This is a genomic window from Sungkyunkwania multivorans (assembly GCF_042675645.1).
Lineage (GTDB): Bacteria > Bacteroidota > Bacteroidia > Flavobacteriales > Flavobacteriaceae > Sungkyunkwania > Sungkyunkwania multivorans.
This window is the reverse complement of the sequence record NZ_JBHTJH010000004.1, coordinates 71,079-95,322: the sequence shown is the minus strand read 5'-3', so window position 1 is coordinate 95,322 and position 24,244 is coordinate 71,079. Positions and strand designations below refer to the sequence as shown.

The following is a 24,244-nucleotide window of genomic DNA, read 5'->3' as shown; positions in this document are numbered from 1 at the left end:
AGAAAGTGAATTTAGCACAATTGAATATCGCCAGAATGTTGGCTCCAATAGATAGTCTAGTGATGAAAGATTTTGTGGATAATCTAGACCGTATAAACGCTTTGGCAGATAAGAGCGATGGCTTTGTTTGGCGTCTAAAGGGTGAAAGTGAAAACGCCACGGCGATAAGAGTTTTTGAAGATGACTTTTTGATCATCAACATGTCGGTTTGGAAGGATAGAAATGCCTTATTTGAGTATGTCTATGCCTCCGATCATGTGGAGGTATTTAGACGAAAAAAAGAGTGGTTCAGCAACATGAAAGAGATGCACATGGCCCTTTGGTTTGTTGAGGAAGGACATGTCCCATCTCCTGAAGAGGCTAAGAAGCGACTCAAGTATCTGAGACAACATGGCGAAACACCTTATGCCTTCAGCTTTAAAAGCAAATTCACCCCAGAAGACCTTAAAAACTATTTACAATCAACATCATGAGTAAGACAGGACTTGCCTTATGGCATCAATTCTTGAGTGATAGGGACTTTTCTAAGCTAGATGAATTAATAGCTGAAGATGCGGTAATGCATTCTCCGGTGGTCTGGACGCCTCAAAAGGGAAAGAAGATCGTGAGCATGTACCTCATCGCTGCAGGAAACATTATCGCTAATGACCATTTCCAATGCGTGAGAGAAGTGTGCGAAGGCAACAACGCCTTTCTTGAATTCAAGACCGAAATTGATGGTATCACCGTTGAAGGTATTGACATGATCACCTTCAATGATGAAGGGAAGCTGCAAGACATCAAGGTGATGGTACGCCCACTAAAAGCGGTAAACATCGTTCACCAAAAGATGGGCGAGTTTTTGATGAAGATGAAAGGGGCTTAAACGAGTTCCTCGCAAAGCTCAACCCGCCGAACTATTTAGGTTGAGAGTTAAACAGGTTCGGCATACAGATCGAAGTCGGCAGCTTCGGTGATGGTCACCTCCACAAAGTCACCTTGCTTTACATAGTGTTTTGTAGCATCGATCAATACCTCGTTGTCCACATCGGGCGAGTCAAATTCGGTACGACCTACAAAATGGTTCCCTTCCTTACGGTCGATGATCACCTTAAAGGTCTTCCCAATCTTCTCTTGATTCAACTCCCAGGATATCTGTGACTGAATTTCCATGATCTCGGCAGCGCGTTGTTGCTTCACTTCTTCAGGAACATCATCCCCCAAATTGTAGGCATGAGTGTTCTCCTCGTGCGAATAGGTGAAACATCCCAAACGTTCAAAACGCATTTCCTCGACCCAATTTTTGAGGGTTTCAAAATCTTCTTCGGTCTCTCCTGGATACCCTACGATCAACGTCGTTCTGATGGTCATATCGGGCACTGCCGTACGGAATTCCTTCAGCAGTTTGGTCGTCTTCTCTTGCGTGGTACCTCGACGCATGCTTTTCAATATAGCATCCGATATATGTTGAAGTGGAATATCGAGATAGTTACAAACTTTTGGCTCTTCATTCATTACCTCCAGTACATCCATCGGAAAACCAGTTGGAAAGGCATAATGCAAACGTATCCATTCGATACCATCGACTTCCACCAAGGCTCTGAGCAGATCCGCCAGACGCCTTTTCTTATATAAATCAAGACCGTAATAGGTGAGGTCTTGCGCGATCAAAATTAATTCTTTGACCCCGTTGGCCGCAAGTTTTTCAGCTTCAGTTACCAAATCCTCTATTGGAGTGGATCTGTGCGTACCTCTCATCAAGGGAATCGCACAAAAGGAACAGGGGCGGTCACATCCTTCGGCGATCTTCAAATAGGCATAATTCTTTGGCGTGGTGGTCAAGCGTTCACCGATGAGTTCGTGCTTATAATCAGCACCAAGCGCCTTTAATAGACCAGGTAATTCTGTCGTCCCAAAATACTGGTCTACATCTGGAATCTCTTCCTGCAAGTCTGGTTTGTAGCGCTCACTCAAACATCCGGTGACAAACACTTTGTCCACGGCACCTTCTTGCTTCTTCTGCACATATTCCAAGATCGTGTTCACAGACTCTTCCTTGGCGTTGTTGATAAAGCCGCAAGTGTTGATCACTACGATATTGCCTTCCTCTTCATGGACCACTTCCTTCTTGTTAGCACGTAATTGTCCCATCAAGACCTCAGAATCGTAGACATTCTTAGAGCAACCTAAGGTGACCACATTTATTTTATTCTTTTTTAAGGATTTAGTGCGCATATCTCGAATGTTTTCGGGCTGCAAAAGTACAATTTTTAATGGTTTGGCCTATGATGCAAAGTTGTATTTTAGCTTTTGAATAAAACAGCATGAAATTCAGACTTTCCATTAAATATATTCTTCTTACTGTCGTGCTATTTTTGGTAGAAGTATTGATCGCACGTTATGGTTCTGGATTTCTACGTCATTTTATTGGCGATGTACTGGTGGTAATTTTGATATACGCGGCAATTCGAAGTTTTCTTGAATCAAAGAATGTCTTGCTACTCATTTTAGGAATATTTGTTTTTGCCTGTACTATTGAAGGGCTTCAGTTGTTTGACCTGCCCAAAATTTTAGGTATTGAAGACAATAAGGTAGCATCGATCGTTTTGGGCAACACCTTTGATTGGATGGATATATTGGCTTATGCTTTGGGTTGTATTTCGATTATATCCATGGAGCGATTCCTCACAAATGTTCGAAATAGATAATTAGGTTTTCTGCTTTTTCTTGCGCGCGGCGGGAAAAAGGACATTGTTCAATATCAAACGATAGCCGGGTGAAGTTGGATGCAGGTCCAATTCTGTCTTAGGGTCACCAACCCTATGGCGATAATCCTCAGGGTCGTGTCCGCCGTAGAAAGTAAAGAATCCCTTGCCCTTGATGCCGTGGATATATCTTGCTTCTCCATTACTTCTATTCTCTCCCATCACCAGCACGTTGGCTTTGATCTCGTTGCGATCAAAAGAAGTGGTCTGCCCCATAAAACCTTTTACCAAAGCGGTATGGTTTTGACAGAGCATCGTTGGGATGGGGTCCCACTTTGCGGAGAAATCCATCAAGGTGAAATAATCGGTCTCTTGAGAGATCCTTCGCTTATTGGTCATATCTATCGATGAGAACTCATAACGATCGGGTCTTCTTTCCAAAGTAAAATTGGTAAAGGCGAATGTTTTTCTGTAATCGATACGCGATTGATAATTTGGGTCGGAAGGGTCACCGTCGAACATCGGCTCACAGATATCCACATTTTCGGCTGCCAGGGCAATGTCAAAACTATCGGTAGCCGAACACATGGCAAACATAAATCCGCCACCCACAACATAATCTCTGATCTTTAACGCGACGGCCTGCTTCTCCTCAGAGACTTTGCTAAAGCCCAACTTGGCCGCCAACGCTTCTGCTTCTTTCTTTTGTTGAATATACCATGGCGCAGCTCGGTAAGCCCCGTAAAACTTTCCGTATTGCCCAGTAAAATCTTCATGGTGAAGATGCAGCCAATCGTAAAGTAACAACTCATCACTTAGCACCTCTTCGTCATAGACGATCGTGTACGGAATCTCGGCATAGGTCAACACCATGGTTACCGCATCATCCCACGGCTGATTGCCTTTGGGAGAATACACAGCGATCTTCGGTGCTTTTTCTAAAACCACCGCCTCTTGATTCTTTGCCGGACTGCTAATTTCGGCGAGAATGCTTTCAGCTTTGGAAGTAGAAAGGACCTCAAAAGAAACACCGCGGATCTGGCATTCCTTTTTTATTTCTTCAGAATTGGGTAGCAAGAAAGAGCCACCTCGATAATTGAGTAACCATTTGACCTTTACTTTCCTTTCCAAGCTCCAATAGGTAATGCCATAGGCTTTGAGATGATTTTCTTGGCCCTCGGCGTCCATAGGTATAAGCAGGTAGGAGGCGAATGCCGAATAGGTAGTAAAAAGGAAGAACAACAAGCAAATAAGAAGGCTTGCTAGAGGCGATAAAAAAGATAATTTCCCTATTGAGACTCGTGAATCTTCAACCATCCCGCCCTTCGGGCACACCTGTCTTGCCGGCAAGCAGGCCTCCTTGACAAGGAGGGGAATTAATTTGCGATTATTTATTGTATTAATTTTAGAAAGGAACTTCGTTATCATCTGGGTTAAAATCATCGTTCATTGAGCTCCCAAAGGCTTCATCCGCACTAGGCAATCCTTTGGTGATGAATGGATTATCCTCATCCTTGTTCATCTTTGATTGAAACTCGAAAGGAGTATCAAAGTCATCCAAGTTATCAAATTTACCCAGATGTCCAATAAACTTTAACCTAATATTATCTAAACCACCATTACGATGTTTCGCAACGATAAATTCTCCTTGTCCTGCGGTTGGCGTACGCTCTTCATCATCCCACTCCTCGATCTTATAGTATTCCGGACGATAGATGAATGATACGATATCGGCATCTTGCTCGATAGCCCCAGATTCACGAAGATCAGAGAGCAAAGGCCGCTTGCTACCACCACGGGTCTCTACGGCACGCGATAGCTGTGACAATGCTATCACAGGCACATTCAATTCCTTTGCCAAGGCTTTTAGATTTCTAGAGATCATCGATATTTCCTGTTCTCGATTCCCACCTTTTTGACTGCCGCCAGCGGTCATCAGTTGCAAATAATCGATCATGATCAATTTAATGCCATGTTGTGAGGCCAGACGACGCGCTTTTGCTCTTAGATCGAAGATAGAGAGTGAAGGAGTATCATCGATAAAAAGCGGTGCCTTTTCTAAGCTTTTTACTTTTACATTGAGTTGCTCCCACTCGTGCTTTTCCAATTTACCCGTTCTTAGCTTCTCGGAAGAAAGCCCCGTCTCTGAAGAGATCAAACGTGTTATCAACTGTACCGAGGACATTTCTAGCGAAAAGAACGCTACGGGAATATTACTATCTACGGATATATTTCTGGCCATGGACAGCGTGAGAGCGGTCTTACCCATACCAGGTCGTGCCGCCACGATGATCAGATCACTTGGCTGCCAACCAGAGGTCAGCTGATCCAATTTTGTAAAGCCGGTCGCAATACCAGAAAGTCCTTCTTTGTTAGAAATTTCCTCGATCTTCTTTTTTGCCTGGATCACCAAACTTTGCGCGGTCTCTGAAGACTTTTTGATGTTTCCTTGCGTGACCTCATACAATTTAGCTTCGGCTTCGTCCAATAGTGTAAAGACATCTTTGGTCTCGTCATAGGAATCTTCGATGATCTCGCTAGAGATCTTGATGAGGCTCCGCTGAATGAACTTTTGCAAAATAATTCGCGCATGAAACTCTATATGCGCCGATGAAGATACTTTCTGTGTCAACGAGATCAGATAGAAATCCCCTCCGACGGTTTCTAGCTTGGCATCTTTTTTTAATTGAGCAGATACGGTGAGTAGATCTATCGGTTCTGAGTTTTCAAATAGTTTGAAAATGGCCTCAAAAATGTATTTGTGCGCATCTTTGTAAAAAGCGTCGGGATGCAAGATATCAATGATCTCGTCCACGCCTTTCTTATCGATCATCATCGCTCCAAGCACCACTTCCTCTAGATCGAGCGCCTGGGGTGGTATCTTCCCCTTCTCCAGGCTGATCAGTTTGCTCTTGTCTACTTTATATCCAGTTATTGGGTTTAGGTTTTCCATGGTTGCGAATGTAAACAAATTGTTAAGTTGAGACTGACTTTTTATCAGTTCTAATCTTCACTACTCGTTAACAATTGAACTGTTGATAAATAAAAAATATTGTTGATAAGGGTAAAAAAATCCGAAGCCAACACTTCGGATTTCAATATATCTGTTATTTCGTTCGTTTTAACCTTTAAAGACTCCCATGGCATCATACTTTTCCATACGCTGATCCACCAGTTCTTTTGGGGATAACTTTTCCAAAGCCTTATATGCCTTCGCGATCTCATCTCTAACGGTCGCAAAGGTCGCCTCTCTATCCGAATGAGCGCCCCCTATGGGTTCTTTGACGATCTTATCGATGATCTTCAACTTTTTCATGTCGCTAGCGGTCAGTTTCAAGGCCTCTGCTGCCTGTTCTTTATACTCCCAACTCCTCCATAATATTGAAGAACACGATTCTGGAGAAATCACTGAATACCACGTATTTTCTAGCATCAGTACCGTATCACCAACCCCAATTCCCAGAGCGCCACCCGAAGCACCTTCACCTATGATAACGGTAATGATGGGTACTTTGAGACGGGTCATTTCAAATATATTTCTGGCGATGGCCTCGCCCTGACCGCGCTCTTCGGCTTCCAATCCTGGGTATGCGCCCGGAGTATCTATCAAGGTCACTACAGGTATACCGAATTTCTCGGCAGACTTCATCAATCGCAGTGCTTTGCGATATCCTTCGGGATTGGCCATCCCGAAATTTCTATATTGCCTCGTCTTTGTGTTATATCCCTTTTGTTGGCCAACAAACATGTACGATTGATCTCCGATCTTTCCGAGACCACCGATCATGGCTTTGTCATCCTTCACGGTTCTATCACCATGTAACTCAAGGAAACTTTCACCACAGATCGCATTGATATAATCTAAGGTGTAAGGCCTTGAGGGATGTCTGGACATCTGAACACGTTGCCATGCCGTCAAATTTCCGTAGATCTCCTTTTTCGTGGCCGCTAATTTCTTCTCTATTTGCTTACAGGTATCCGAAACATCAATGTCACTCTCTTTACCGATGACCTGACACTTGTCCAATTGTTCTTCCAGTTCTTTGATGGGGAGCTCAAACTCTAAATACTCCATGAGGTTATTTATTGTTGTTAGTTAGCATACAAATATAAAAACTTTCGTTGTGTTGGCTTAGGATAAAGTGCTTTTTAGTCTTTTGGAATTCTTAACGATGCCATTGGCTATGACTGTCAATAGAATAATAACTGCTCCCAAATAGAACTCATGGCTCATTTGTTCTTTTTCACCAAACACCACAAATGCCAGTAAAATTCCGTAGACGGGCTCTAAATTGATAGTTAACATTACGGTATACGGACTTAAATATTTCATCACCGCCACGGAAGCGATAAAGGCATAAGCGGTACAAACAGATGCTAGCATCACCAGCCAAACCCAATCCATGGCAGGTAACTTGAAAAGATCAATGGAAAAATCACCATTCAATGCCAGATAGATAGAAATGAAGCCCATACCACCGAGCAACTCATAAAAGGAGATGACAGAAGCATTATGCTCTTTGGCAAACTTGCCGTTGATGATCGAAAAAACTGCGGATAGAAAGGCCGAAATCAAACCGTAGATGATGCCTAAGGTATGATCGGCCTCGATATTGAAAATGATCAACAATCCAAAAATGACGACCAGCCCAAAGAATAGCTCGTACCATATTACTTTTCTCTTGTAAAAGAAAGGTTCCATGATCGCTGTGAAAAAAGCTCCTGTAGACATCATCGCCAAGGTGATGGAAACATTGGAGACCTTGATCGCCTTAAAGAAGGTGAGCCAGTGCAACGCAATGAGCAAACCTGCAAAAAGAAAGCCAAACAGCACTCTCTTGGGAATCTTCAACGGAATCTTCCTAATATAAATAAATATGAAAATAAAACCTGAGGCCATCAACATCCGATACCAGACCAAGGGTATGGCGTCGATAGTGATCAGGGCGCCAAGGACGGCAGTAAAACCCCAAATGAAGACAATAAAATGTAAATGGAGATAATTTTTGAGTTTAACGTTTGGCATTGTTCAAGAGATAAACTGCAAAAATTCCGAAAACGATGTTGGGCAACCAAGCGGCAAGCATCGGTGAAAAGTCGGATTTCTGTGCCATGACACCAAATATCTTATCGAAAAATACGAAGGTAAAGGCGATAAGGATGCCAAAGGCAAGGTTGACGCCCATTCCGCCACGACGCTTAAATGAAGCGACGGCCACAGCAATGATGGTGAGTATGAACACCGATACGGGTAAACTGATTCTTTTATATTTCACCAGTAAATGATTATTGACCAATGACGAGCCACTTTGTCTTTCCTTTTCTATGAAGTCATTCAGTTCATTGTAATTCAGCGTTTCGGCCATATAATTCACCACAGAAAGATCCTCGATATTGAAGGGAAATTTAGCATCCACCCTTCTCATTTCTTGTATAGAATCATTGGTCTCTTCGATGACCCTTTTCTTATAACCCGAAAGACGATATAAGGTGTCTTCCTCTATCCAACGAATATTTCGGGCATTGATCTTGTACACCAGTCTATTGCCATCAAAATGCTCATAAGAAAAGTTGTATGCCATTTTTTTGGCAGGGTCGTAACTGCTTACATAGATATAGTCATTATCATTCACTTGTTTGTACAGTGCCGAGGTTTGTTGCGCCTTTTGCAGGCCTCCTTTGAAATATTTAAAATTGAATTCGTTGTATCCCTTGCTGGCCGCAGGTAGCACAAACATCCCTCCTACCAAAGCGATGAACGCGATGATGGTGGCTCCGATCATATAGGGTCGAAGGTATCTGTAAAAGGAAATACCCGAGCTGAGCATCGCAATGACCTCGGTATTATTCGCCAATTTTGAAGTGAACCAAATAACCGAAATGAATAGAAATATCGAAAAAAGCAGGAAGCCAATATAGATGGTGTAGTCCAAATAAAAAGGGAGAATCGCGTCCAATGGCACATCGTTGTCTTTGAATTTGTCTATCTTCTCTGAGACATGCACCATAATGGCGATTGGCACAAAGAGCAAAAGCATCACAAAGAATGTTTGCAAGTAGCGCTTCAATATATACCAATCTAAGATCTTCACTTTATAAACGTTTATCCATTTGTTTTACCATCATATTCTTCCAAGTCTTAAAGTCGCCTGCTAAGATATGTTTTCTGGCTTCGCGAACCAACCAAAGGTAGAAACCGAGGTTGTGGATGGAAGCGATCTGCTTGCCCAATAGCTCGTTAGATGCAAAAAGGTGGCGTAAATAAGCCTTTGTGTAATAGGTGTCTACATAGGTGATCCCCATCTCATCTATTGGTGAAAAATCATCTGCCCACTTCTTGTTCTTTATATTGATGGTACCATGTGCTGTAAATAGCATCCCATTACGTGCATTTCTGGTTGGCATAACACAATCGAACATATCCACCCCTAAAGCGATGTTCTCTAAAATATTGATCGGTGTTCCAACCCCCATAAGATAGCGCGGTTTATCTTCCGGAAGTATTTCAGTGACCACTTCGGTCATGGCGTACATTTCCTCGGCGGGTTCACCAACGGATAAGCCTCCGATCGCATTCCCTGCGGCTCCGGCATTGGCAATGTATTCGGCAGATTGTTTTCGCAAGTCTTTGTAGGTACTTCCCTGTACAATAGGAAATAGCGTTTGCGTATAGTCGTATTTATAAGGTGTTTTTTCAAGATGAGCTATGCAGCGGTCGAGCCATCTGTGGGTCATGTGCATCGAGCGCTTGGCATAATGATAATCACACGGATAAGGAGTGCACTCATCAAAGGCCATGATAATGTCAGCGCCAATACTACGCTGTATTTCCATGACATTCTCAGGCGTGAAAAAATGATAGGAGCCGTCGATATGACTTTTGAACTTCACCCCTTCTTCCTTGATCTTCCTATTTGCGGAAAGAGAATATACCTGATAGCCTCCACTGTCGGTGAGAATGCTACGGTCCCAATTCATGAACTTATGCAGACCGCCAGCCTTCTCTAATATGTCTATCTGGGGCCTAAGATACAAGTGATAGGTGTTTCCCAATATAATGTCGGGATCGATCTCTTCTTTAAGCTCTCGTTGATGCACCCCTTTTACGGTAGCAACGGTCCCCACAGGCATGAATATAGGAGTTTCTATCTGCCCGTGATCAGTGGTCACCACACCCGCTCTAGCCTTACTTTCCAGGTCTTTGGCTTTAAGTTCAAATTGCATATAAAAAAATCATCAAGCCGCAAAGATAACCATCTCTAACTGTTTCCTTGCCAAGGAAAATATAAATTTCTGCTATTCACAATAAATGGTTGAAAAATGCTTCGAACCTCCCTTTGTTAACGACCGAGAAAGACTTACTTTTGACCCTTAATTTAACGAGCTACACAATGCCAAACACACAACAACTAGACGATTTGGTCGTACAAGTGCGTAGAGATATTTTGCGCATGGTTCACAAGGTGAATTCGGGTCATCCGGGAGGTTCTTTAGGATGTACAGAATTCTTCGTGGCGATGTACAATGAAATCATGGAACTCAATGAAGGCTTCGATATGGATGGTATCGGAGAGGACCTCTTTTTCCTATCCAATGGACATATCTCTCCAGTATTCTACAGCGTATTATCGCGAAGAGGTTATTTCCCAGTTGACGAATTGAACACCTTTAGATTGATCGACTCGCGCTTACAAGGGCATCCCACCACGCACGAGGGGCTTCCCGGGATTAGAGTCGCTTCGGGCTCTCTGGGTCAAGGAATGTCTGTTGCCCTAGGTGCTGCACAGACCAAAAAACTGAATGGCGACGACAAGCTTGTCTATAGCCTTCACGGCGATGGCGAATTGCAGGAAGGCCAAAATTGGGAAGCGATCATGTATGCCGCAGGAAACAATGTGGATAATCTCGTTGCAACGATAGATCTCAATGGACAACAGATAGATGGCGCTACCGAAGACGTATTGCCTTTAGGTGACCTAAGAGCAAAATTTGAAGCATTTGGCTGGGATGTAATGGAAATTAAGGAAGGAAATGACCTAGAAGCTGTGATTTCAGGAATGAAAAGCGCAAAAGGCCGCACCGGAAAAGGAAAGCCAGTATGTGTGCTACTGCACACCGTTATGGGAAATGGCGTAGACTTTATGATGCACACACACGCCTGGCATGGGAAGGCACCAAATGACGAGCAATTAGAGGTCGCTTTGTCACAGAATCCGGAAACCATAGGAGATTACTAAAGCTAGTTAAATTCAAAAGAAAGATCATGAAAAAATATATAGATACGGGGAAAAAAGACACGCGTTCAGGCTTTGGCGCCGGACTTACCGAACTGGGCAAGACCAATGCGAATGTTGTTGCCTTGTGTGCAGACCTCATCGGTTCTCTTAAGATGGATGAATTCAAAAAGAATCATCCAGAGCGTTTCTTTCAAGTAGGAATCGCCGAAGCCAATATGATGGGGCTCGCCGCAGGAATGACCATCGGTGGTAAGATCCCATTCACGGGAACCTTTGCCAACTTTTCTACGGGTCGGGTCTATGACCAGATCCGTCAATCCATTGCCTATTCTCATAAGAACGTAAAGATCTGTGCATCACATGCAGGTTTAACTTTGGGAGAAGACGGTGCCACACACCAGATCCTGGAAGACATCGGGTTGATGAAAATGCTTCCCGGAATGACGGTCATCAACACCTGCGATTATAATCAGACCAAAGCGGCAACCATGGCGATCGCCGATCACCACGGGCCCGTCTATCTTCGATTTGGACGTCCGAAAGTAGCGAATTTCACTGCGGAAGATCAGAAATTTGAAATTGGGAAAGCTGTAATGCTTAACGAGGGAACCAATGTTACCATCGTGGCCACGGGCCATTTGGTATGGGAGGCGCTTTTGGCTGCTGAAGCACTTGAAGAACAAGGAATCTCGGCAGAGGTGATCAATATTCATACTATAAAGCCACTAGATGCGAAAGCGATTCTGGATTCTGTGAAGAAAACCGGCTGCATCGTTACCGCAGAAGAGCATAACCATCTCGGCGGTTTGGGAGAAAGTGTTGCCAGAGTACTGGCGCAACAGTACCCGACTCCTCAAGAATTTATCGCTACGAACGATACCTTTGGAGAGTCTGGGACCCCAGCCCAGCTTATGGAAAAGTATGGATTGAATGCCGATGCCATAGAAGCAGCTGCAAAAAAGGTGATTGCGAGAAAATAGACACCTCAAGCATAGAATCAATACGAATCCCGCCATTTGAGCGGGATTTTTTTGTTTTCAATGTACTCTTCAGCTATAACAACCAGCAAACCATTCAAAATAATCATCAAACAAGATCGTTTGGATATATAACTCATTAAAAGCAATAACCATGAAAAATTACATTCTATTAGCAAGTATGTTTGCATCCACGATGCTTTTTGCCCAAATTGATTTTGGCGTAAAAGCAGGGCTTAATTATAGTCAAAATGGTAAGCTAAGGATCAGTCAGATCGGTGATGCAGCCCAAAACATTGTCGAAGGTTCTGACGGCAAAGTAGGTTTCCATCTCGGTGGATTTGCAAGAATAGGTCTCGCTAGCTTCTATCTGCGTCCAGAATTGGTCTATACCAAAACCAAAAGTAGCTATGAAAGCCAGCTCGGTAAAACCGATTACGACCTAAGCAAAATTGATGTCCCCATTCTATTGGGATACAAATTGATCGGTCCATTAAGTGTCTTTGCTGGTCCATCTTTTCAATACATTCTAGATAATGACCTCGATGATGTTACCTTAGGTGATGTTAAAAATGATGTGTCGGTCGGTCTTAATGTCGGTGCTGCAGTACAAATTGGGAACATTGGACTGGATGCGCGCTACGAACGTGGATTTTCCAATAATGAGGCCTCCTTGATCGGAGACACCTTGGGGACCATAGATTCTAGACCGTCACAGATCATCTTTAGTCTATCCTTGAATTTATAAAGGTCGAGCCTGTACAAAAAAACGGCGTCCAATAGGACGCCGTTTTAATTTTAGTCGTTATCAATATAGTCGGGAATCCCGTCTTGGTCTGCATCGTTCAACTTAGACCCATTATCATCTCTGTCCAAGTAATTTGGAATACCATCACCATCAGTATCGTCATTCGTAGGGTCACCATCGCCTATATCATTCGTAAGGATACCATCTCCATTGCTATCCACATTTAGATCGGTATCCGGCTCTAGATCTTCATTAACTGTCGCTACGCCGTCTCCATCATCATCTGTATCGATGTAATCCGGGAAGCGGTCTCCGTCCGTATCGTCACTGAACAAATTGCCATCTCCATCAAGGTCCTCAAGATAGGAAGGGACACCATCGTTATCGTGATCCGACTCGTTGGCCAGCATCAAATTAAAAGTAAACATGATAGGCGCATACACCTGTCCTGGCTGCCCACCAGAGAAGTAGGCCAAGCCCGAGGGCATAAAGATCGCTCCCGAACCGAAATTTTGAAATTCGAAAACGCCGTCATTATCTGAGTCCTCAAAGCTCTCAGCTGCCCTGAACTCTGTCAATGCCTCTCTAAAACCTGAAATCGCACCCGGTAAATTGATAAGGGGATTCCCAACAAGATCGAACCAGATTGGCTGTGTATTAATATCGAACTGCACCTTATCTTCTACTCTACTTCCTGTATAACTTACAAAAACGGAATCCGCAAACTTGGGCTGCATGCCAGCACCTTCACGAGCAACGAGATAATATAGTTTATGGTCTACATCACCAAATTCTATATCTTTAGAGAGCACCTGATCGATCAATGGGGTTTTATTGGCATTGACTCCTTCGATGGTGTCTATGATCACTTTAAAGTCAAAATCGGCAGGAGGTGTCTGAAATTCTTCATAGTTATAGAAATGCGTAGACAAAAAGTTTTGCAAGCTTTGTTCGTCTTCCTCCGCCACTTCACTCACATCTCTCACTGGAATGGAGGTTGGTCCGTCGTCATTTCCGCACGAGCTGAAAAACAAGGAAAGCAACAGGCCTAAAGAAAGGACCTTAAAAATCTTTAACATAGATATTCATTAAGTTTGATACAATATATAGATGCATTTTTCTAAACAACGTTGCTTCGCACCTATACACATTGTATTCATTAGGTTGAAAAATCAAGTGCGCAAGATACAATTTTCTCCTATTTTTGCTTACTGCTTTAACGTAGTTTTTTGACCGATAATGATGCGAATTGACAAATATCTTTGGTGTGTGCGCTATTATAAGACCCGAAACATGGCCACGACTGCTGCCAAGAAGGGTCATATAAGGGTAAATGACCAGGTGGTGAAACCTTCGAGAGAGGTATATCCAATGGATAAGATCGTTCTACGAAAGAATCAAATCGATTACCAACTTACGGTACTGGACATTCCCCCGAGTCGTGTAGGTGCCAAACTCGTTGATATCTATCGGACAGATACCACCCCAAAAGAGGCTTTTGAACATACCGAGCTCTTAAAATTGGCGAAAGATCACTATCGAAAGAAAGGCACCGGCCGGCCGACCAAAAAAGACCGGAGAGATATCGATGGTTTTAAAGACCATCCTCTCGAAGAAGATGATTGACCCTAAAGCCGCTGGTCGGTATTAATAAATGGACAAAACCTGGAAAGGACAAGCAACTGTTTTCTATCTTTGAAGAAAAGTATTTGAATGAGCGCCACCAAGAACATCATCCTTACCAACGAGGAGATCCAACATAAAATAAGAAGGATCGCCTACCAGATTTATGAGACCAATTCTGATGAGTCCGAAATTGTCATCGCCGGAATTGCTGGAGGAGGTTTTACTTTTGCCAAAAAAATACAAGCAGTGCTGATGGGCATCTGCGACGCGAAGATATCGCTGTGCGAGGTCCATATCGACAAGAAGGATCCATTGAATGCCATCACCACTTCCATGGATGCTGTCGACTACAAAAACAAAGCGGTCGTCTTGGTAGATGATGTGCTCAATTCTGGCACGACCTTAGTGTATGGGGTAAAACATTTCTTAGAGGTTCCGCTTAAGCGATTTAAAACTGCTGTTCTGGTGAATAGAAATCACAAAAAATATCCTATCAAAGCTGATTTTAAAGGAATATCACTTTCCACTTCATTGCACGAGCATGTCGAAGTTGAATTTTCCGAAAAAAACGATCTCGCCTATTTGAGCTAGGCAAGAGTTATCTCGGCGATCTCTGTAGCGATCTCCTCTATCGATCTTCCGTCCACAAGGATCGTTACACCGGCTTTTGAATAGTAGGGATGACGCTCAAAAAGATGCTTTCCTATAAATTCCATAAGCTGCTCCTTGCTTTCTTGATACTTGATCAGAGGACGTGATTTGCGCTCACCCCAAAGACGATCGGTCAAATTAGGGATGCTAGCCTTCAAATAAAACGTTGGTACACCGTAGTGTGCTATCAACTCCATGTTGCCAGCATAACATGGCGTGCCGCCTCCCAGCGATAATACGCAATTTGGAATGGCCTCTAGCAGTTCTTTGAGATAGCGATGCTCCAACATACGAAATTTGATCTCCCCATCCGTTTCAAAGATCTCTGAAATGGTCCTCTGCTCCTTTTCTTCGATATATGCGTCTAAATCCACAAAGTCCCTTTGTATCTTTTGAGCAAGAACTTTTCCTACGGAAGACTTTCCGCTACCCATGTATCCAATCAAAATTATCATATTCGAAATATAGTAAAACTCTTCATTCTTTAGCATTGAAATACCCCTCAAAAAAAAACCAAAATTATGCCACAAATGACTTGAAAAATAAATTATAGATAGTATATTTGCACCCGCATTGCAGAAATGCAACCGACTCGGTAGCTCAGTTGGTAGAGCATCTCCCTTTTAAGGAGAGGGTCCTGGGTTCGAGCCCCAGCCGAGTCACATAAAAGGATATTTGTATCAATGGAACATCCACAAATGATCAATATCCAGATTTGGCGAAAAGCATGTCCCAAGGGCAGTTAAGGGAACCCCCAGCCGAGTCACCATTTTTAAATATAAGCGACCTGGTAGCTCAGTTGGTAGAGCATCTCCCTTTTAAGGAGAGGGTCCTGGGTTCGAGCCCCAGCCAGGTCACTAAAAACTATGGAAACCCTGACAAAATTGTCAGGGTTTTTTTTATGAAATAAACTTGACTCTTTACCAAAGGCGACTTAAAGATGTTGCCAAACATAAAGCTGGGACACATCATTCCTTCCATCTGAAAAGAACAAGGACCTGCCTTAAATTTGCTGATTATAGCCCACAGCAACGGACGAGACAGATCACAAATGAAACGATCATTACTTCCATACAACATCTGTATCATCATTTGCTACATCCGTAGTACATAATTGAATAGGACAATCATAACTTTACAGTGTAAGTAAAGGATATTGCTAGGCAACAATATTCAGAGGATTAGTTTAAATTATTTTTATAGCCAAAAGACCAAGTTCTTCTTAGATCTTGGTCTTTTTATTTTACGCGCTGGAGATCGAGCAGCCTTTACTACTGATAGCTGCATTAACGATATATAGTTTCGTCGCTTGTCCGATGGATCCTTTGCCTACTATGGAGACTATTCTACGGGTTTGATATCTTCTGCTGAATAAATATTACCATGGAAGTTATATTAACTTCACAAAATATTTATATTTGCAGCTCATTTATTGAAGCGCACGTGGCGGAATTGGTAGACGCGCTAGGTTGAGGGCCTAGTGGGAGTTAAATCCCGTGGAAGTTCGAGTCTTCTCGTGCGCACTTTCCAAAGAAAACATTCCCAAGAAAACATCTCCAACAAAAACATATCCCGTGGAGGTTCCCCCGAGGACTCGGGGTCGTGCGCACTTTCCCAAAGAACACATTCCAAAGAAAACATTCCCAAAGAAAACACATCCCGTGGAAGTTCCCCCGAGGACTCGGGGTCGTGCGCACTTTCCCAAAGAAAACATTCCCAAGAAAACATCTCCAAAGAAAACATGTCCCGTGGAAGTTCCCTCGAGGACTCGGGGTCGTGCGCACTTTCCAAAAACATCTCCAAAGAAATCACAACCTGTGGAACTTATTGTTTTACAGGAAAACAGCAACGCCAGCTACCGGAAACTTCTTATTTTTACTAGAGTATACAGTACAATGGCGTTTAGCCGACCTATATGTTGGTATATCCTCCATAAGAATTGGGTGTATAGAAAAATATACGCCATTGCGTTTTTATATAAGTTGTGCGTCATGTAGAATAAACTCGCACAAGTCAACAAAATCAATGAAAAACGGAAGATTTAATAAAATAATATTGCTATCAGTTCTGATTATCTTTTTCAACTCTTGCACCAATAGAAAGCAGTCCAAAGAGCAAGAGCAAATCGCTACTGAAAACCAATCGAAAAAAAAAGCTGAAAATGACATCATTAAACTGAAATTTACTTCTGGCATTCGTTCAATATTAGAAGACAGCAAAGGCAATATCTGGTTCGGAAGTCATCAGGAAGGAGTAGCTAAATTTGATGGTAATCACTTCACTTACTACACCAAAAATGAAGGATTGTCTGATATGCAAATTAGGTCAATTTACGAATATGAGAATGGTGAGATTTGGTTTGAAGGTGGCGAAGGACTCAGTAGCTATGATGGAACCAAAATTACCGAGCGAGCAAAAAGAAATTTTAATTCAAAGGGTAATTGGAACCTAATTAAAAAAAGCCTTTGGTTTAAAGGAGACAAAGCTACTGGTTATAATGAATTCGAGGAAAAACCTGGTGTTTATCAATATGATGGAAAAGAAATATCGTATAGAGCTTTTCCTATAAGGCCTAAAGAAGGAGAAGAAAACTACTATTCAATCACTACACCATTCGTCAAAAGCAAAAATGGAAATATTTGGTTCGGGACTTATGGTGCAGCAATAGCATACAAAGGTTCTGATTTCAAAATTATCGACAATGAGCTTCTCGGACTTAATGAGGAAACAGGCTTTTTGCATATTCGTAGTTTAATGGAAGACAGCAAAGGAAACATTTGGATTGGGAATAATGGAATTGGTGTTTTCAAATATGACGGAACGGAATTGATAAACTTTACGGAACTAAACGAACTAAAACAAAAAAATACCAATGGGAATTCCCTTGAGCGGGTATTTGCAATCAGTGAAGACGATTCAGGAAACATTTGGTTCGGAACTGCCGAATCAGGTGTCTGGAAATATGACGGAAGTACTTTCGTCAATTTCTCAAAAGAGAACGGTCTTGAAAGCAATCAAATTTGGACTATTTACCGAGCGAATAATGGAGAGTTATGGTTCGGAGGAGCAAGCGCAAGTGGTGTATATATCTTCAATGGAACATCATTTGAAAGAAAATATTAAATAAAAAACCGAACCGCCGACAATGGCTTTGTGTGACCAGCCCAACGGCATCGTTCTGGGGGGTTGCCTGCCTGCCTGCCGGCAGGCGCAACTACTCATAGCCGAAACCACACTAAACTCAAGAACTTAAATCTAAAATAAGAGACATGTTGCGTTAAGTGATTCACTTGTTGTTATTTCCTAAAACCCTCTGGGTTTGGTCAATGCTGCGGCTTTACGTGCAGCAAGCTGCGCTTGCCTTTTCTTTGGTCCAAAAAACGGCTCATCCGAAAGGCACTTACGAAGCTCTTTGAACTTGACCATTTTTGCACGAACGGCAGATGGCTCCTCGCATTCCGGCATTCCTTGCCATCGCATAAAAACAAAGATTTTCTGTGTACCTGCTGTATCAAGCCAATTTGCCACACCGGGATCCTTGGCGCTAATTACGAATCGGTATTCTTCGTCATTTATCTGTGCTTGCGCTGTAGTTAAACTTGTTTGACGTTGGTAAAAATCAAGAGCATTGAACCAAAAATCCCCTACCTGAATGGATTGATATTTAGCGTTCGATCTTGACACTGTAATAATGAGCGCATCATCAGGTGCCATTGGAAAAAATCCGGCTGCATTCCATTGTCCAGGCAAACCACTGCCGTCTTGGGTGGGGCGCGGTTGACTTAGGTGACCACTGGCCAAGTTTGCTCTTAGGCGATCCACAAACTTCACCCAACCTTTGGTAGCGTTAATTAAATATTCAGAGGCTCGTGCGTATTGATCGTTTACCACTTTAGGGCTGGGGTTGGAATTGGGTTGACCGCTTGTATCCATGCGCTCAATATACCAGGTGCCACCTTTTTCTTTTTCCCAATCCATAAAACCTTCTCGAATAAGAATGCTGTTTGCTTGATAATCACCTTTATAATTTTGCAACCAATTTTCGGCTCCTTCCGGTTTGGTATCGCTTATAATAATTTCAAATGTATCGTCGCTCCTAAGATTTAAATCTTCTCCCGTAATTTGATCTACGGTGATAGGGCTCGTTAAATTTTCATTATAACCAGGATCACCCGCACCGACCTGTATTTCAAGAGATGCACTTGTACCTCGTTTACCGCGGATCACATATACGCCATCTGACGAGATCGTAGCAGCAAAATACTTATTATCGGGATTGTATAGACCGTACTGATTATGCTGGCTCATCACCCTAAATTCAGGATGAAGCGGATCGTGAACAACAAAACCTTCGTCCAGCGCGGCGGCTATTTGGTGTTTAAGTTGCTTTTCTGCCGCAGCAAGTTCTTGTTCGGGAGTTGGACTAAAAACATACCAAGGTGCTGTTAACATGATTTCCCGTGCTTGTTCAATTGCTTTCGCAAATTGAAGCGCGCCCTTTAATTCCGTTTGTGAATCATTCATAATGAGGTGTGTATCGTTTCTAAAAGTTTTTGATAAAACTAGAGGCTTTTACACGTATCGCCTGTAATAATTCCGAGAAATACTAGAACAATTCCGACATGTAGTGAGCAAGCATCAAGGGATGTTAATCATCAGATAATCAAACACTAATGAGATAAAAAGCTGACGCATCATTTCTAATTTGATTTAAAATTTGATGCTTAATGTAAGTTCTGATGTACAGTGAATGTTGAAAGGAACGGGAAAATAATAAAGCATCACCAAGCCCCCTTTGAAAAGCCCTAGTCCAGTTCTCTGAAGTTAGTTGCTATTTTCCTCTTGCTTTAGACCACCTTTTTTTTATTTTGATCTAATTTGCTCCGCATCTTATGTGTAATCCCCGAGGACTTGGACGTTATTCCCTATTAGGCAGTACTTATGGTTTTACGGGAAAACCGTAATGTTAGCTACTGGAAACTTCTTATTTTTACTTGAACATCTAGTCGCAGTGGCGTTTGGCCGACCAATATGGAGGAATAAACTGCATGATCGAATAAAATAAATAGATAATAAACGCCATTGCGTTTATATACAAGTTAGCGGTAAGCTGAAAAAAAATGACATACTACAAAACATCACATCAAGTCAATTACGGTAAGAGAATAATACCTCTTAAGATGATTGAACATATGTCATTTGATGACTGGGAAGAATTTATTGAAGAATGGATTGTAATAAAAAAAAGTGAATATGTAGAAACGGAAAGGTTTGGAGGTGCTGGTGACAAAGGAAGAGACGTAGTTGGATATGTTTCTGACAAGAACAAAGCCAACTATATATGGGATTGTTATCAATGCAAACATTACGATAGTGCATTAACTCCTACTCAAGTATATAAAGAATTTGGAAAGATTTTATTTCACACGTTTCATAAAGAATATCCCAAACCTAGAAAATTCTATTTCGTTTCGCCTAAAGGTTGCGGAACTTCTCTCTCCAAATTATTACAGAACCCCAGTGAATTAAAGAAAGCTATCAAAAAAAATTGGGTGAAGTATTGTGAAAATCATATATCTAACAAACAAATTATATTAGAAGGTGAATTACTGAAATGGGTAAATAATTTTGATTTTTCAATTTTTGAAAAAATTCACACCAAAAACATTTTAAAAGAACACATTAATCATCCAAATCATCTGATAAGGTTTGGTGGAGGATTACCAGAACGTGAAAAATTAGATACGAGCACAATTCCTAGCTCGATTCAAAATTCTGAAACGACATATGTAAATCAATTACTATCTGCTTATGCTTCTGAAAGCAATGAAAATTATAAAAAGGTAGAAGAACTAGATTCAAAAATGCATTATAAAAATCATTTTAATAGGGCAAGAATCAGCTTTCATCACGCTGAACAATTAAGAAACTTCTCTAGAGATAGTTTACCTATTGACACTTTTGAAGACTTTCAAAACGAAATATTAGGTGGTATTATTGATATTGTCGAGGACGAATACTCTAATAGTTTTATAAAAGTAAAAGAAGCAGAAAAGGAGGCTCGCAAAATTGTAATCTCTTCGAATCCCTTAAAGGATGTTAGTATTATTAATGACCGAAGCGGAGTTTGCCATCAATTAGTTAATGATAAAAAAATTAAATGGATATAATGGAAAACACTAAAAATATAAATCCATTCAATAATAGTGTTGAAGCTGGTCTTAGAATCTTAACTATTTTGAATGAAGCTTTTCCTAAATCTTGTGATTTACAAAATCTTGTATATCTAGATTATCTAACTATTCATTCAGCAGATATTGACAAAACGACAAAAAGCCTTCATCCTGCGGTACCCTATCGGGCAGGTGAAATAATGGTTAGAGGTTCAATTATCGAGAAAGGGCTGAACCTTTTTGTCGCAAAGAATTTAATCGAAAAACAATATAATATAAATGGAATAGAATATAAGGCCACAGAGAATGCCATGCCATTTCTCGAGTCACTTGAAGAAAAATATTCAATTGAACTTCAAAATAGAGCAAAATGGGCAATTGATAAATTCTCAAAGCACACTAAACAAGAACTAAAAAACATTATGACTCCAAAGCTATCAGAGATAGACAATGAGTTTAATATTGAAATTTTACAATAATGAAAACAGGGTTCATTCTAAAAGAGTTAAGACTAACAGGGAATTCTGTTGAAAAAGCAAGTGTAGTTTTTGAAAAAGGTGTTAACATCATTACTGGACCTTCTAATGTAGGCAAGACTTTTATATTTCAATGCTTAAACTATATGTTTGGCGGTTCAAAACCTCCAAAGTCTATTAAGCAAGCAAGATCCTATGATTTTATATATTTAGAAATTATAGATTCCCAAAATGACCACTATACTTTATTAAGTGATTTAAAAGGTGGAAATTTCCAACTCTATAATTCAAGTATTGATAACATTAAAGAATCTGAAGAATTTGAAATACTTGATAGAAAACACAATCCGTCTAGCGAGAAAACTGTTTCTGCTTTTTTGTTAAAATTAAATAACCTAGCTGGTAAAAGAATCAGAACAAATCAAAAAGGCAAAACCAGACAAATTTCATATAGAGATATAGTCAAATTCTCTATGGTTAATGAAACTCAAATAACAACGGAGGATTCTTTAATAATTAGTCATTATACCAAAGCAACGGAAGAGTCTAATGTTTTGAAATTAATTGCAACAGGCAGAGATGATAGCACCGTTATTGAATCTCTATCTCAAAACCAACTAGCAAATAGAAAAGGGAAATTAGAAATACTTAAAGAATTTATAATTGAAAATGAAAAAGAACTTAAAACCTATAAAGTTGACCCTTCTTTAATTCTCGCAGAAACTAATTCTGTAATAGAAAAATTAAGTAAAAAACACTCTAGCCTACAAAATAAATATAACGAAATAGAGAGCAAAAGAATGGAAGCCTTAGAAGTACTTTACATAAGGCAATCAAGAAGGAGAGTAATTGAAGAATTGTATAAAAGAACAGACCTCTTAAAGGCACATTATCACTCAGATATTGCCCGTTTGAAATCAACCATAGAAACAAGTGTATTATTAAACGAAGAGAATCACTCTGCAAACGGCAATTGTCCACTTTGTAATGGAGAAATTAAGCAAGAATGTTCAATTGCTGACATTAAGAAAATAATCGATTCTTGTAGCACAGAAATAGAGAAAATTGAAACATTACTTCAAGAACTAATTGAATCAGAAAAAGTTCTTAAGGAAGAGTTTAATGATATCTCCAAGGCTGTTTTTAGTTTAGAAAAAAATATAGACGAATATACTTTAGAACTTGATAAAGGTGTTGGGTTAGAAATGGGTTTTATCATTGAACAAATTAATCGAGAAAATGAAAAGAAAAGTATTGTTCTTGGTGCATTGTATAAATTTGAACAATTAGAGAAATTTAAAAAAGAAAAAGAAAAATTAGAAAATTCAATACCTAGTTCCAATTCTAAAGAATCTTTTGAATATATCACAACTGCATCATTAACACCACTTTCAAAAGCCTTGAAATCAGTACTTGAAGGTTATAATTATCCCAACTTAACAGATGTTAGCTATAGTGAGGAACAGAATGATTTTGTAATATCTGGAGAGAATAGAAATCTATCTGGTAAGGGCTATAGAGCAATTATTTATTCCGCATTTATTGTGGCTTTACAAGAGTTAATATCTCAAAAAGATTATTCAATAGGTGTGCCTATTTTGGACTCGCCGTTAGTCACATATCGTAAACCTGAAAATGAAGGAGAGGTTACAATAAGTGATGATTTAGCAATGGATTTTTATAGATATGTGACCTCTAATAACGAATTAGACCAGATAATAATAATTGAGAACGAGGAACCACCAATTGATATAAAAGACAAAATAAATCATATTAAGTATAGTAGAAAGAATGGATTTATACCCGAGAAATAAAAGCCTACCGCTTAATTAAGACGTGTATAAAAAATAGCGGTTTAATCGCTAAAACGAAAATGAATTTTACAAATCAAAAGACAGTAACAAACGGAAAAGTAAGTGCTTAAAAATCCGCTACTTTTCATATACAAGACCGTTGTATACAAGTATAAAAAATGGAAAAACTGATTTTCAGAAGGTTGATAGCCTATAGTCTTGACTACATCATTATTGTAATATACGCTCTACTATTATTTGGACTAACAGTAATTCTGAATTTAAAAGAGTTGGCATTGACTCCAATTAGTGGGCAATTCTTAGGTTTCATTACATTAACCTTACCTGTTTTTCTTTACTTTTTCTTATCCGAAAAAGGCAGTCGTAGAGCAACTATAGGAAAAAGAATAATGAATATTTCCGTTTTTTCTGAGTCAGATAGCGCAAAACCGAGAATTCTTCAAAGGAATATTTTAAAATTTTTGCCTTGGGAAATTGCACATACTGGAGTCCATTGGATAGTCTTCTACTCGAAATATGAAAATGATGTGCCCATTTGGGTTTGGATTTTACTGATACTGCCTCAAATAATTATAGTGATCTATCTCGTCAGTATAGTTATTTCAAAAGGAGAAAGTAGTATTTACGATAAGATTGCGAATAGTAAAATTAAAGTAACCAGCGTACAACAACGGCTCCTATGAAAAACCCTAGTCCAGTCCTCTAAAGTTAATCAATATTTTCTTTTGTACTTAAACCACCTTCTTTATTTTGATATGACTTGCTCCGCATCCCATCTATAATTCCCAAACCCTCAGGATCGTATATATACCGTACCTCACTTCAACCGATCGCTGGTCGCTCAATGTCGTACTACAA

23 protein-coding genes and 3 tRNA genes are annotated in these 24,244 nt (G+C 40.6%); 16 read left to right on the top strand and 10 right to left on the bottom strand.

Annotation, left to right across the window (positions count from 1 at the left end; all coding sequences use genetic code 11):
• The first annotated feature begins 5 nt into the window (after positions 1 to 5).
• Together ACFQ1M_RS03440 and ACFQ1M_RS03435 are read left to right on the top strand one after the other, a co-directional pair.
• The gene (locus ACFQ1M_RS03440; RefSeq protein ID WP_386403903.1) at positions 6 to 473 is read left to right on the top strand and encodes a DUF3291 domain-containing protein; all 468 of its coding nucleotides are present in this window, start codon (positions 6 to 8) and stop codon (positions 471 to 473) included.
• Entirely contained in the window at positions 470 to 865 is a 396-nt protein-coding gene (locus ACFQ1M_RS03435; RefSeq protein WP_386403900.1) for a nuclear transport factor 2 family protein, read from the top strand. The genes ACFQ1M_RS03440 and ACFQ1M_RS03435 overlap by 4 nt, the downstream gene beginning before the upstream one ends.
• Before the next feature lie 47 nt (positions 866 to 912).
• On the opposite strand, the gene rimO is transcribed toward ACFQ1M_RS03435, so the two are convergent.
• Positions 913 to 2,214, bottom strand: a complete 1,302-nt coding sequence (rimO, locus tag ACFQ1M_RS03430) for a 30S ribosomal protein S12 methylthiotransferase RimO (protein WP_386403897.1) — start codon at positions 2,212 to 2,214, stop codon at positions 913 to 915.
• Between the two features lie 89 nt (positions 2,215 to 2,303).
• Between rimO and ACFQ1M_RS03425 the strand changes: the two genes are divergently transcribed.
• Positions 2,304 to 2,687, top strand: coding sequence for a ribosomal maturation YjgA family protein (locus tag ACFQ1M_RS03425; protein WP_386403894.1), 384 nt, complete (start codon positions 2,304 to 2,306; stop codon positions 2,685 to 2,687).
• Here ACFQ1M_RS03425 and ACFQ1M_RS03420 read toward each other — a convergent pair whose 3' ends face one another.
• The 6 genes from ACFQ1M_RS03420 to tgt all read right to left on the bottom strand — a co-directional run bounded on the left by ACFQ1M_RS03420 (position 2,688) and on the right by tgt (position 9,908).
• Complete coding sequence (locus ACFQ1M_RS03420; RefSeq protein WP_386403891.1) at positions 2,688 to 3,872, bottom strand: asparagine synthetase B; 1,185 nt, start codon at positions 3,870 to 3,872, stop codon at positions 2,688 to 2,690.
• 217 nt (positions 3,873 to 4,089) lie between these two features.
• Positions 4,090 to 5,637, bottom strand: a complete 1,548-nt coding sequence (gene dnaB / locus ACFQ1M_RS03415) for a replicative DNA helicase (protein ID WP_386403888.1) — start codon at positions 5,635 to 5,637, stop codon at positions 4,090 to 4,092.
• 168 nt (positions 5,638 to 5,805) lie between these two features.
• Complete coding sequence (locus tag ACFQ1M_RS03410; RefSeq protein ID WP_386403885.1) at positions 5,806 to 6,759, bottom strand: acetyl-CoA carboxylase carboxyltransferase subunit alpha; 954 nt, start codon at positions 6,757 to 6,759, stop codon at positions 5,806 to 5,808.
• A gap of 57 nt (positions 6,760 to 6,816) precedes the next feature.
• The gene (locus ACFQ1M_RS03405; RefSeq protein ID WP_386403882.1) at positions 6,817 to 7,710 is read right to left on the bottom strand and encodes a DMT family transporter; all 894 of its coding nucleotides are present in this window, start codon (positions 7,708 to 7,710) and stop codon (positions 6,817 to 6,819) included.
• Positions 7,697 to 8,776, bottom strand: a complete 1,080-nt coding sequence (locus tag ACFQ1M_RS03400; protein ID WP_386403879.1) for an LptF/LptG family permease — start codon at positions 8,774 to 8,776, stop codon at positions 7,697 to 7,699. The genes ACFQ1M_RS03405 and ACFQ1M_RS03400 overlap by 14 nt, the downstream gene beginning before the upstream one ends.
• A 1-nt stretch (position 8,777) precedes the next feature.
• Positions 8,778 to 9,908, bottom strand: coding sequence for a tRNA guanosine(34) transglycosylase Tgt (gene tgt / locus ACFQ1M_RS03395; RefSeq protein WP_386403876.1), 1,131 nt, complete (start codon positions 9,906 to 9,908; stop codon positions 8,778 to 8,780).
• A gap of 167 nt (positions 9,909 to 10,075) precedes the next feature.
• Between tgt and ACFQ1M_RS03390 the strand changes: the two genes are divergently transcribed.
• The 3 genes from ACFQ1M_RS03390 to ACFQ1M_RS03380 all read left to right on the top strand — a co-directional run bounded on the left by ACFQ1M_RS03390 (position 10,076) and on the right by ACFQ1M_RS03380 (position 12,646).
• The gene (locus ACFQ1M_RS03390; protein WP_386403873.1) at positions 10,076 to 10,921 is read left to right on the top strand and encodes a transketolase; all 846 of its coding nucleotides are present in this window, start codon (positions 10,076 to 10,078) and stop codon (positions 10,919 to 10,921) included.
• Between the two features lie 26 nt (positions 10,922 to 10,947).
• Positions 10,948 to 11,901: a transketolase family protein gene (locus tag ACFQ1M_RS03385; RefSeq protein WP_386403870.1), complete on the top strand. Its 954-nt coding sequence runs from the start codon at positions 10,948 to 10,950 to the stop codon at positions 11,899 to 11,901.
• Between the two features lie 151 nt (positions 11,902 to 12,052).
• Complete coding sequence (locus ACFQ1M_RS03380; protein ID WP_386403867.1) at positions 12,053 to 12,646, top strand: outer membrane beta-barrel protein; 594 nt, start codon at positions 12,053 to 12,055, stop codon at positions 12,644 to 12,646.
• A 50-nt stretch (positions 12,647 to 12,696) separates the two neighbouring features.
• On the opposite strand, the gene ACFQ1M_RS03375 is transcribed toward ACFQ1M_RS03380, so the two are convergent.
• Positions 12,697 to 13,725 carry an FKBP-type peptidyl-prolyl cis-trans isomerase gene (locus tag ACFQ1M_RS03375; protein ID WP_386403864.1) on the bottom strand — a complete coding sequence of 343 codons (1,029 nt, stop codon included), beginning with the start codon at positions 13,723 to 13,725 and terminating at the stop codon, positions 12,697 to 12,699.
• A gap of 163 nt (positions 13,726 to 13,888) precedes the next feature.
• Here ACFQ1M_RS03375 and ACFQ1M_RS03370 point away from each other — a divergent pair, with 163 nt between their 5' ends.
• Together ACFQ1M_RS03370 and ACFQ1M_RS03365 are read left to right on the top strand one after the other, a co-directional pair.
• Positions 13,889 to 14,272 carry an RNA-binding S4 domain-containing protein gene (locus tag ACFQ1M_RS03370; protein ID WP_386407047.1) on the top strand — a complete coding sequence of 128 codons (384 nt, stop codon included), beginning with the start codon at positions 13,889 to 13,891 and terminating at the stop codon, positions 14,270 to 14,272.
• 87 nt (positions 14,273 to 14,359) lie between these two features.
• Positions 14,360 to 14,863 carry a phosphoribosyltransferase family protein gene (locus ACFQ1M_RS03365; RefSeq protein WP_386403861.1) on the top strand — a complete coding sequence of 168 codons (504 nt, stop codon included), beginning with the start codon at positions 14,360 to 14,362 and terminating at the stop codon, positions 14,861 to 14,863.
• Here the strand turns inward: ACFQ1M_RS03365 and ACFQ1M_RS03360 are convergent.
• Positions 14,860 to 15,378, bottom strand: coding sequence for a shikimate kinase (locus tag ACFQ1M_RS03360; RefSeq protein WP_386403858.1), 519 nt, complete (start codon positions 15,376 to 15,378; stop codon positions 14,860 to 14,862). The two genes, ACFQ1M_RS03365 and ACFQ1M_RS03360, sit on opposite strands and share 4 nt — an antisense overlap.
• A gap of 134 nt (positions 15,379 to 15,512) precedes the next feature.
• Between ACFQ1M_RS03360 and ACFQ1M_RS03355 the strand changes: the two genes are divergently transcribed.
• From ACFQ1M_RS03355 to ACFQ1M_RS03340, 4 genes are all read left to right on the top strand, one after another.
• Positions 15,513 to 15,585, top strand: a tRNA-Lys gene (locus ACFQ1M_RS03355).
• Positions 15,586 to 15,707: 122 nt separating this feature from the next.
• Positions 15,708 to 15,780 (top strand) — tRNA-Lys (locus ACFQ1M_RS03350).
• Between the two features lie 580 nt (positions 15,781 to 16,360).
• Positions 16,361 to 16,446, top strand: a tRNA-Leu gene (locus ACFQ1M_RS03345).
• Positions 16,447 to 16,948: 502 nt separating this feature from the next.
• Positions 16,949 to 18,046: a ligand-binding sensor domain-containing protein gene (locus ACFQ1M_RS03340; protein ID WP_386403856.1), complete on the top strand. Its 1,098-nt coding sequence runs from the start codon at positions 16,949 to 16,951 to the stop codon at positions 18,044 to 18,046.
• A gap of 180 nt (positions 18,047 to 18,226) precedes the next feature.
• On the opposite strand, the gene ACFQ1M_RS03335 is transcribed toward ACFQ1M_RS03340, so the two are convergent.
• On the bottom strand, positions 18,227 to 19,447 hold the full coding sequence (locus tag ACFQ1M_RS03335) for a hypothetical protein (RefSeq protein WP_386403853.1): 1,221 nt from the start codon (positions 19,445 to 19,447) through the stop codon (positions 18,227 to 18,229).
• A 596-nt stretch (positions 19,448 to 20,043) separates the two neighbouring features.
• On the opposite strand from ACFQ1M_RS03335, the gene ACFQ1M_RS03330 reads away from it, so the two are divergent.
• From ACFQ1M_RS03330 to ACFQ1M_RS03315, 4 genes are all read left to right on the top strand, one after another.
• Complete coding sequence (locus ACFQ1M_RS03330; protein ID WP_386403850.1) at positions 20,044 to 21,093, top strand: ABC-three component system protein; 1,050 nt, start codon at positions 20,044 to 20,046, stop codon at positions 21,091 to 21,093.
• Entirely contained in the window at positions 21,093 to 21,575 is a 483-nt protein-coding gene (locus ACFQ1M_RS03325) for an ABC-three component system middle component 2 (protein ID WP_386403847.1), read from the top strand. Before ACFQ1M_RS03330 ends, ACFQ1M_RS03325 begins: the two co-directional genes overlap by 1 nt.
• Entirely contained in the window at positions 21,575 to 23,386 is a 1,812-nt protein-coding gene (locus ACFQ1M_RS03320) for an AAA family ATPase (protein WP_386403844.1), read from the top strand. The genes ACFQ1M_RS03325 and ACFQ1M_RS03320 overlap by 1 nt, the downstream gene beginning before the upstream one ends.
• A 158-nt stretch (positions 23,387 to 23,544) precedes the next feature.
• On the top strand, positions 23,545 to 24,069 hold the full coding sequence (locus ACFQ1M_RS03315; protein ID WP_386403841.1) for an RDD family protein: 525 nt from the start codon (positions 23,545 to 23,547) through the stop codon (positions 24,067 to 24,069).
• Positions 24,070 to 24,244 lie beyond the last annotated feature (175 nt).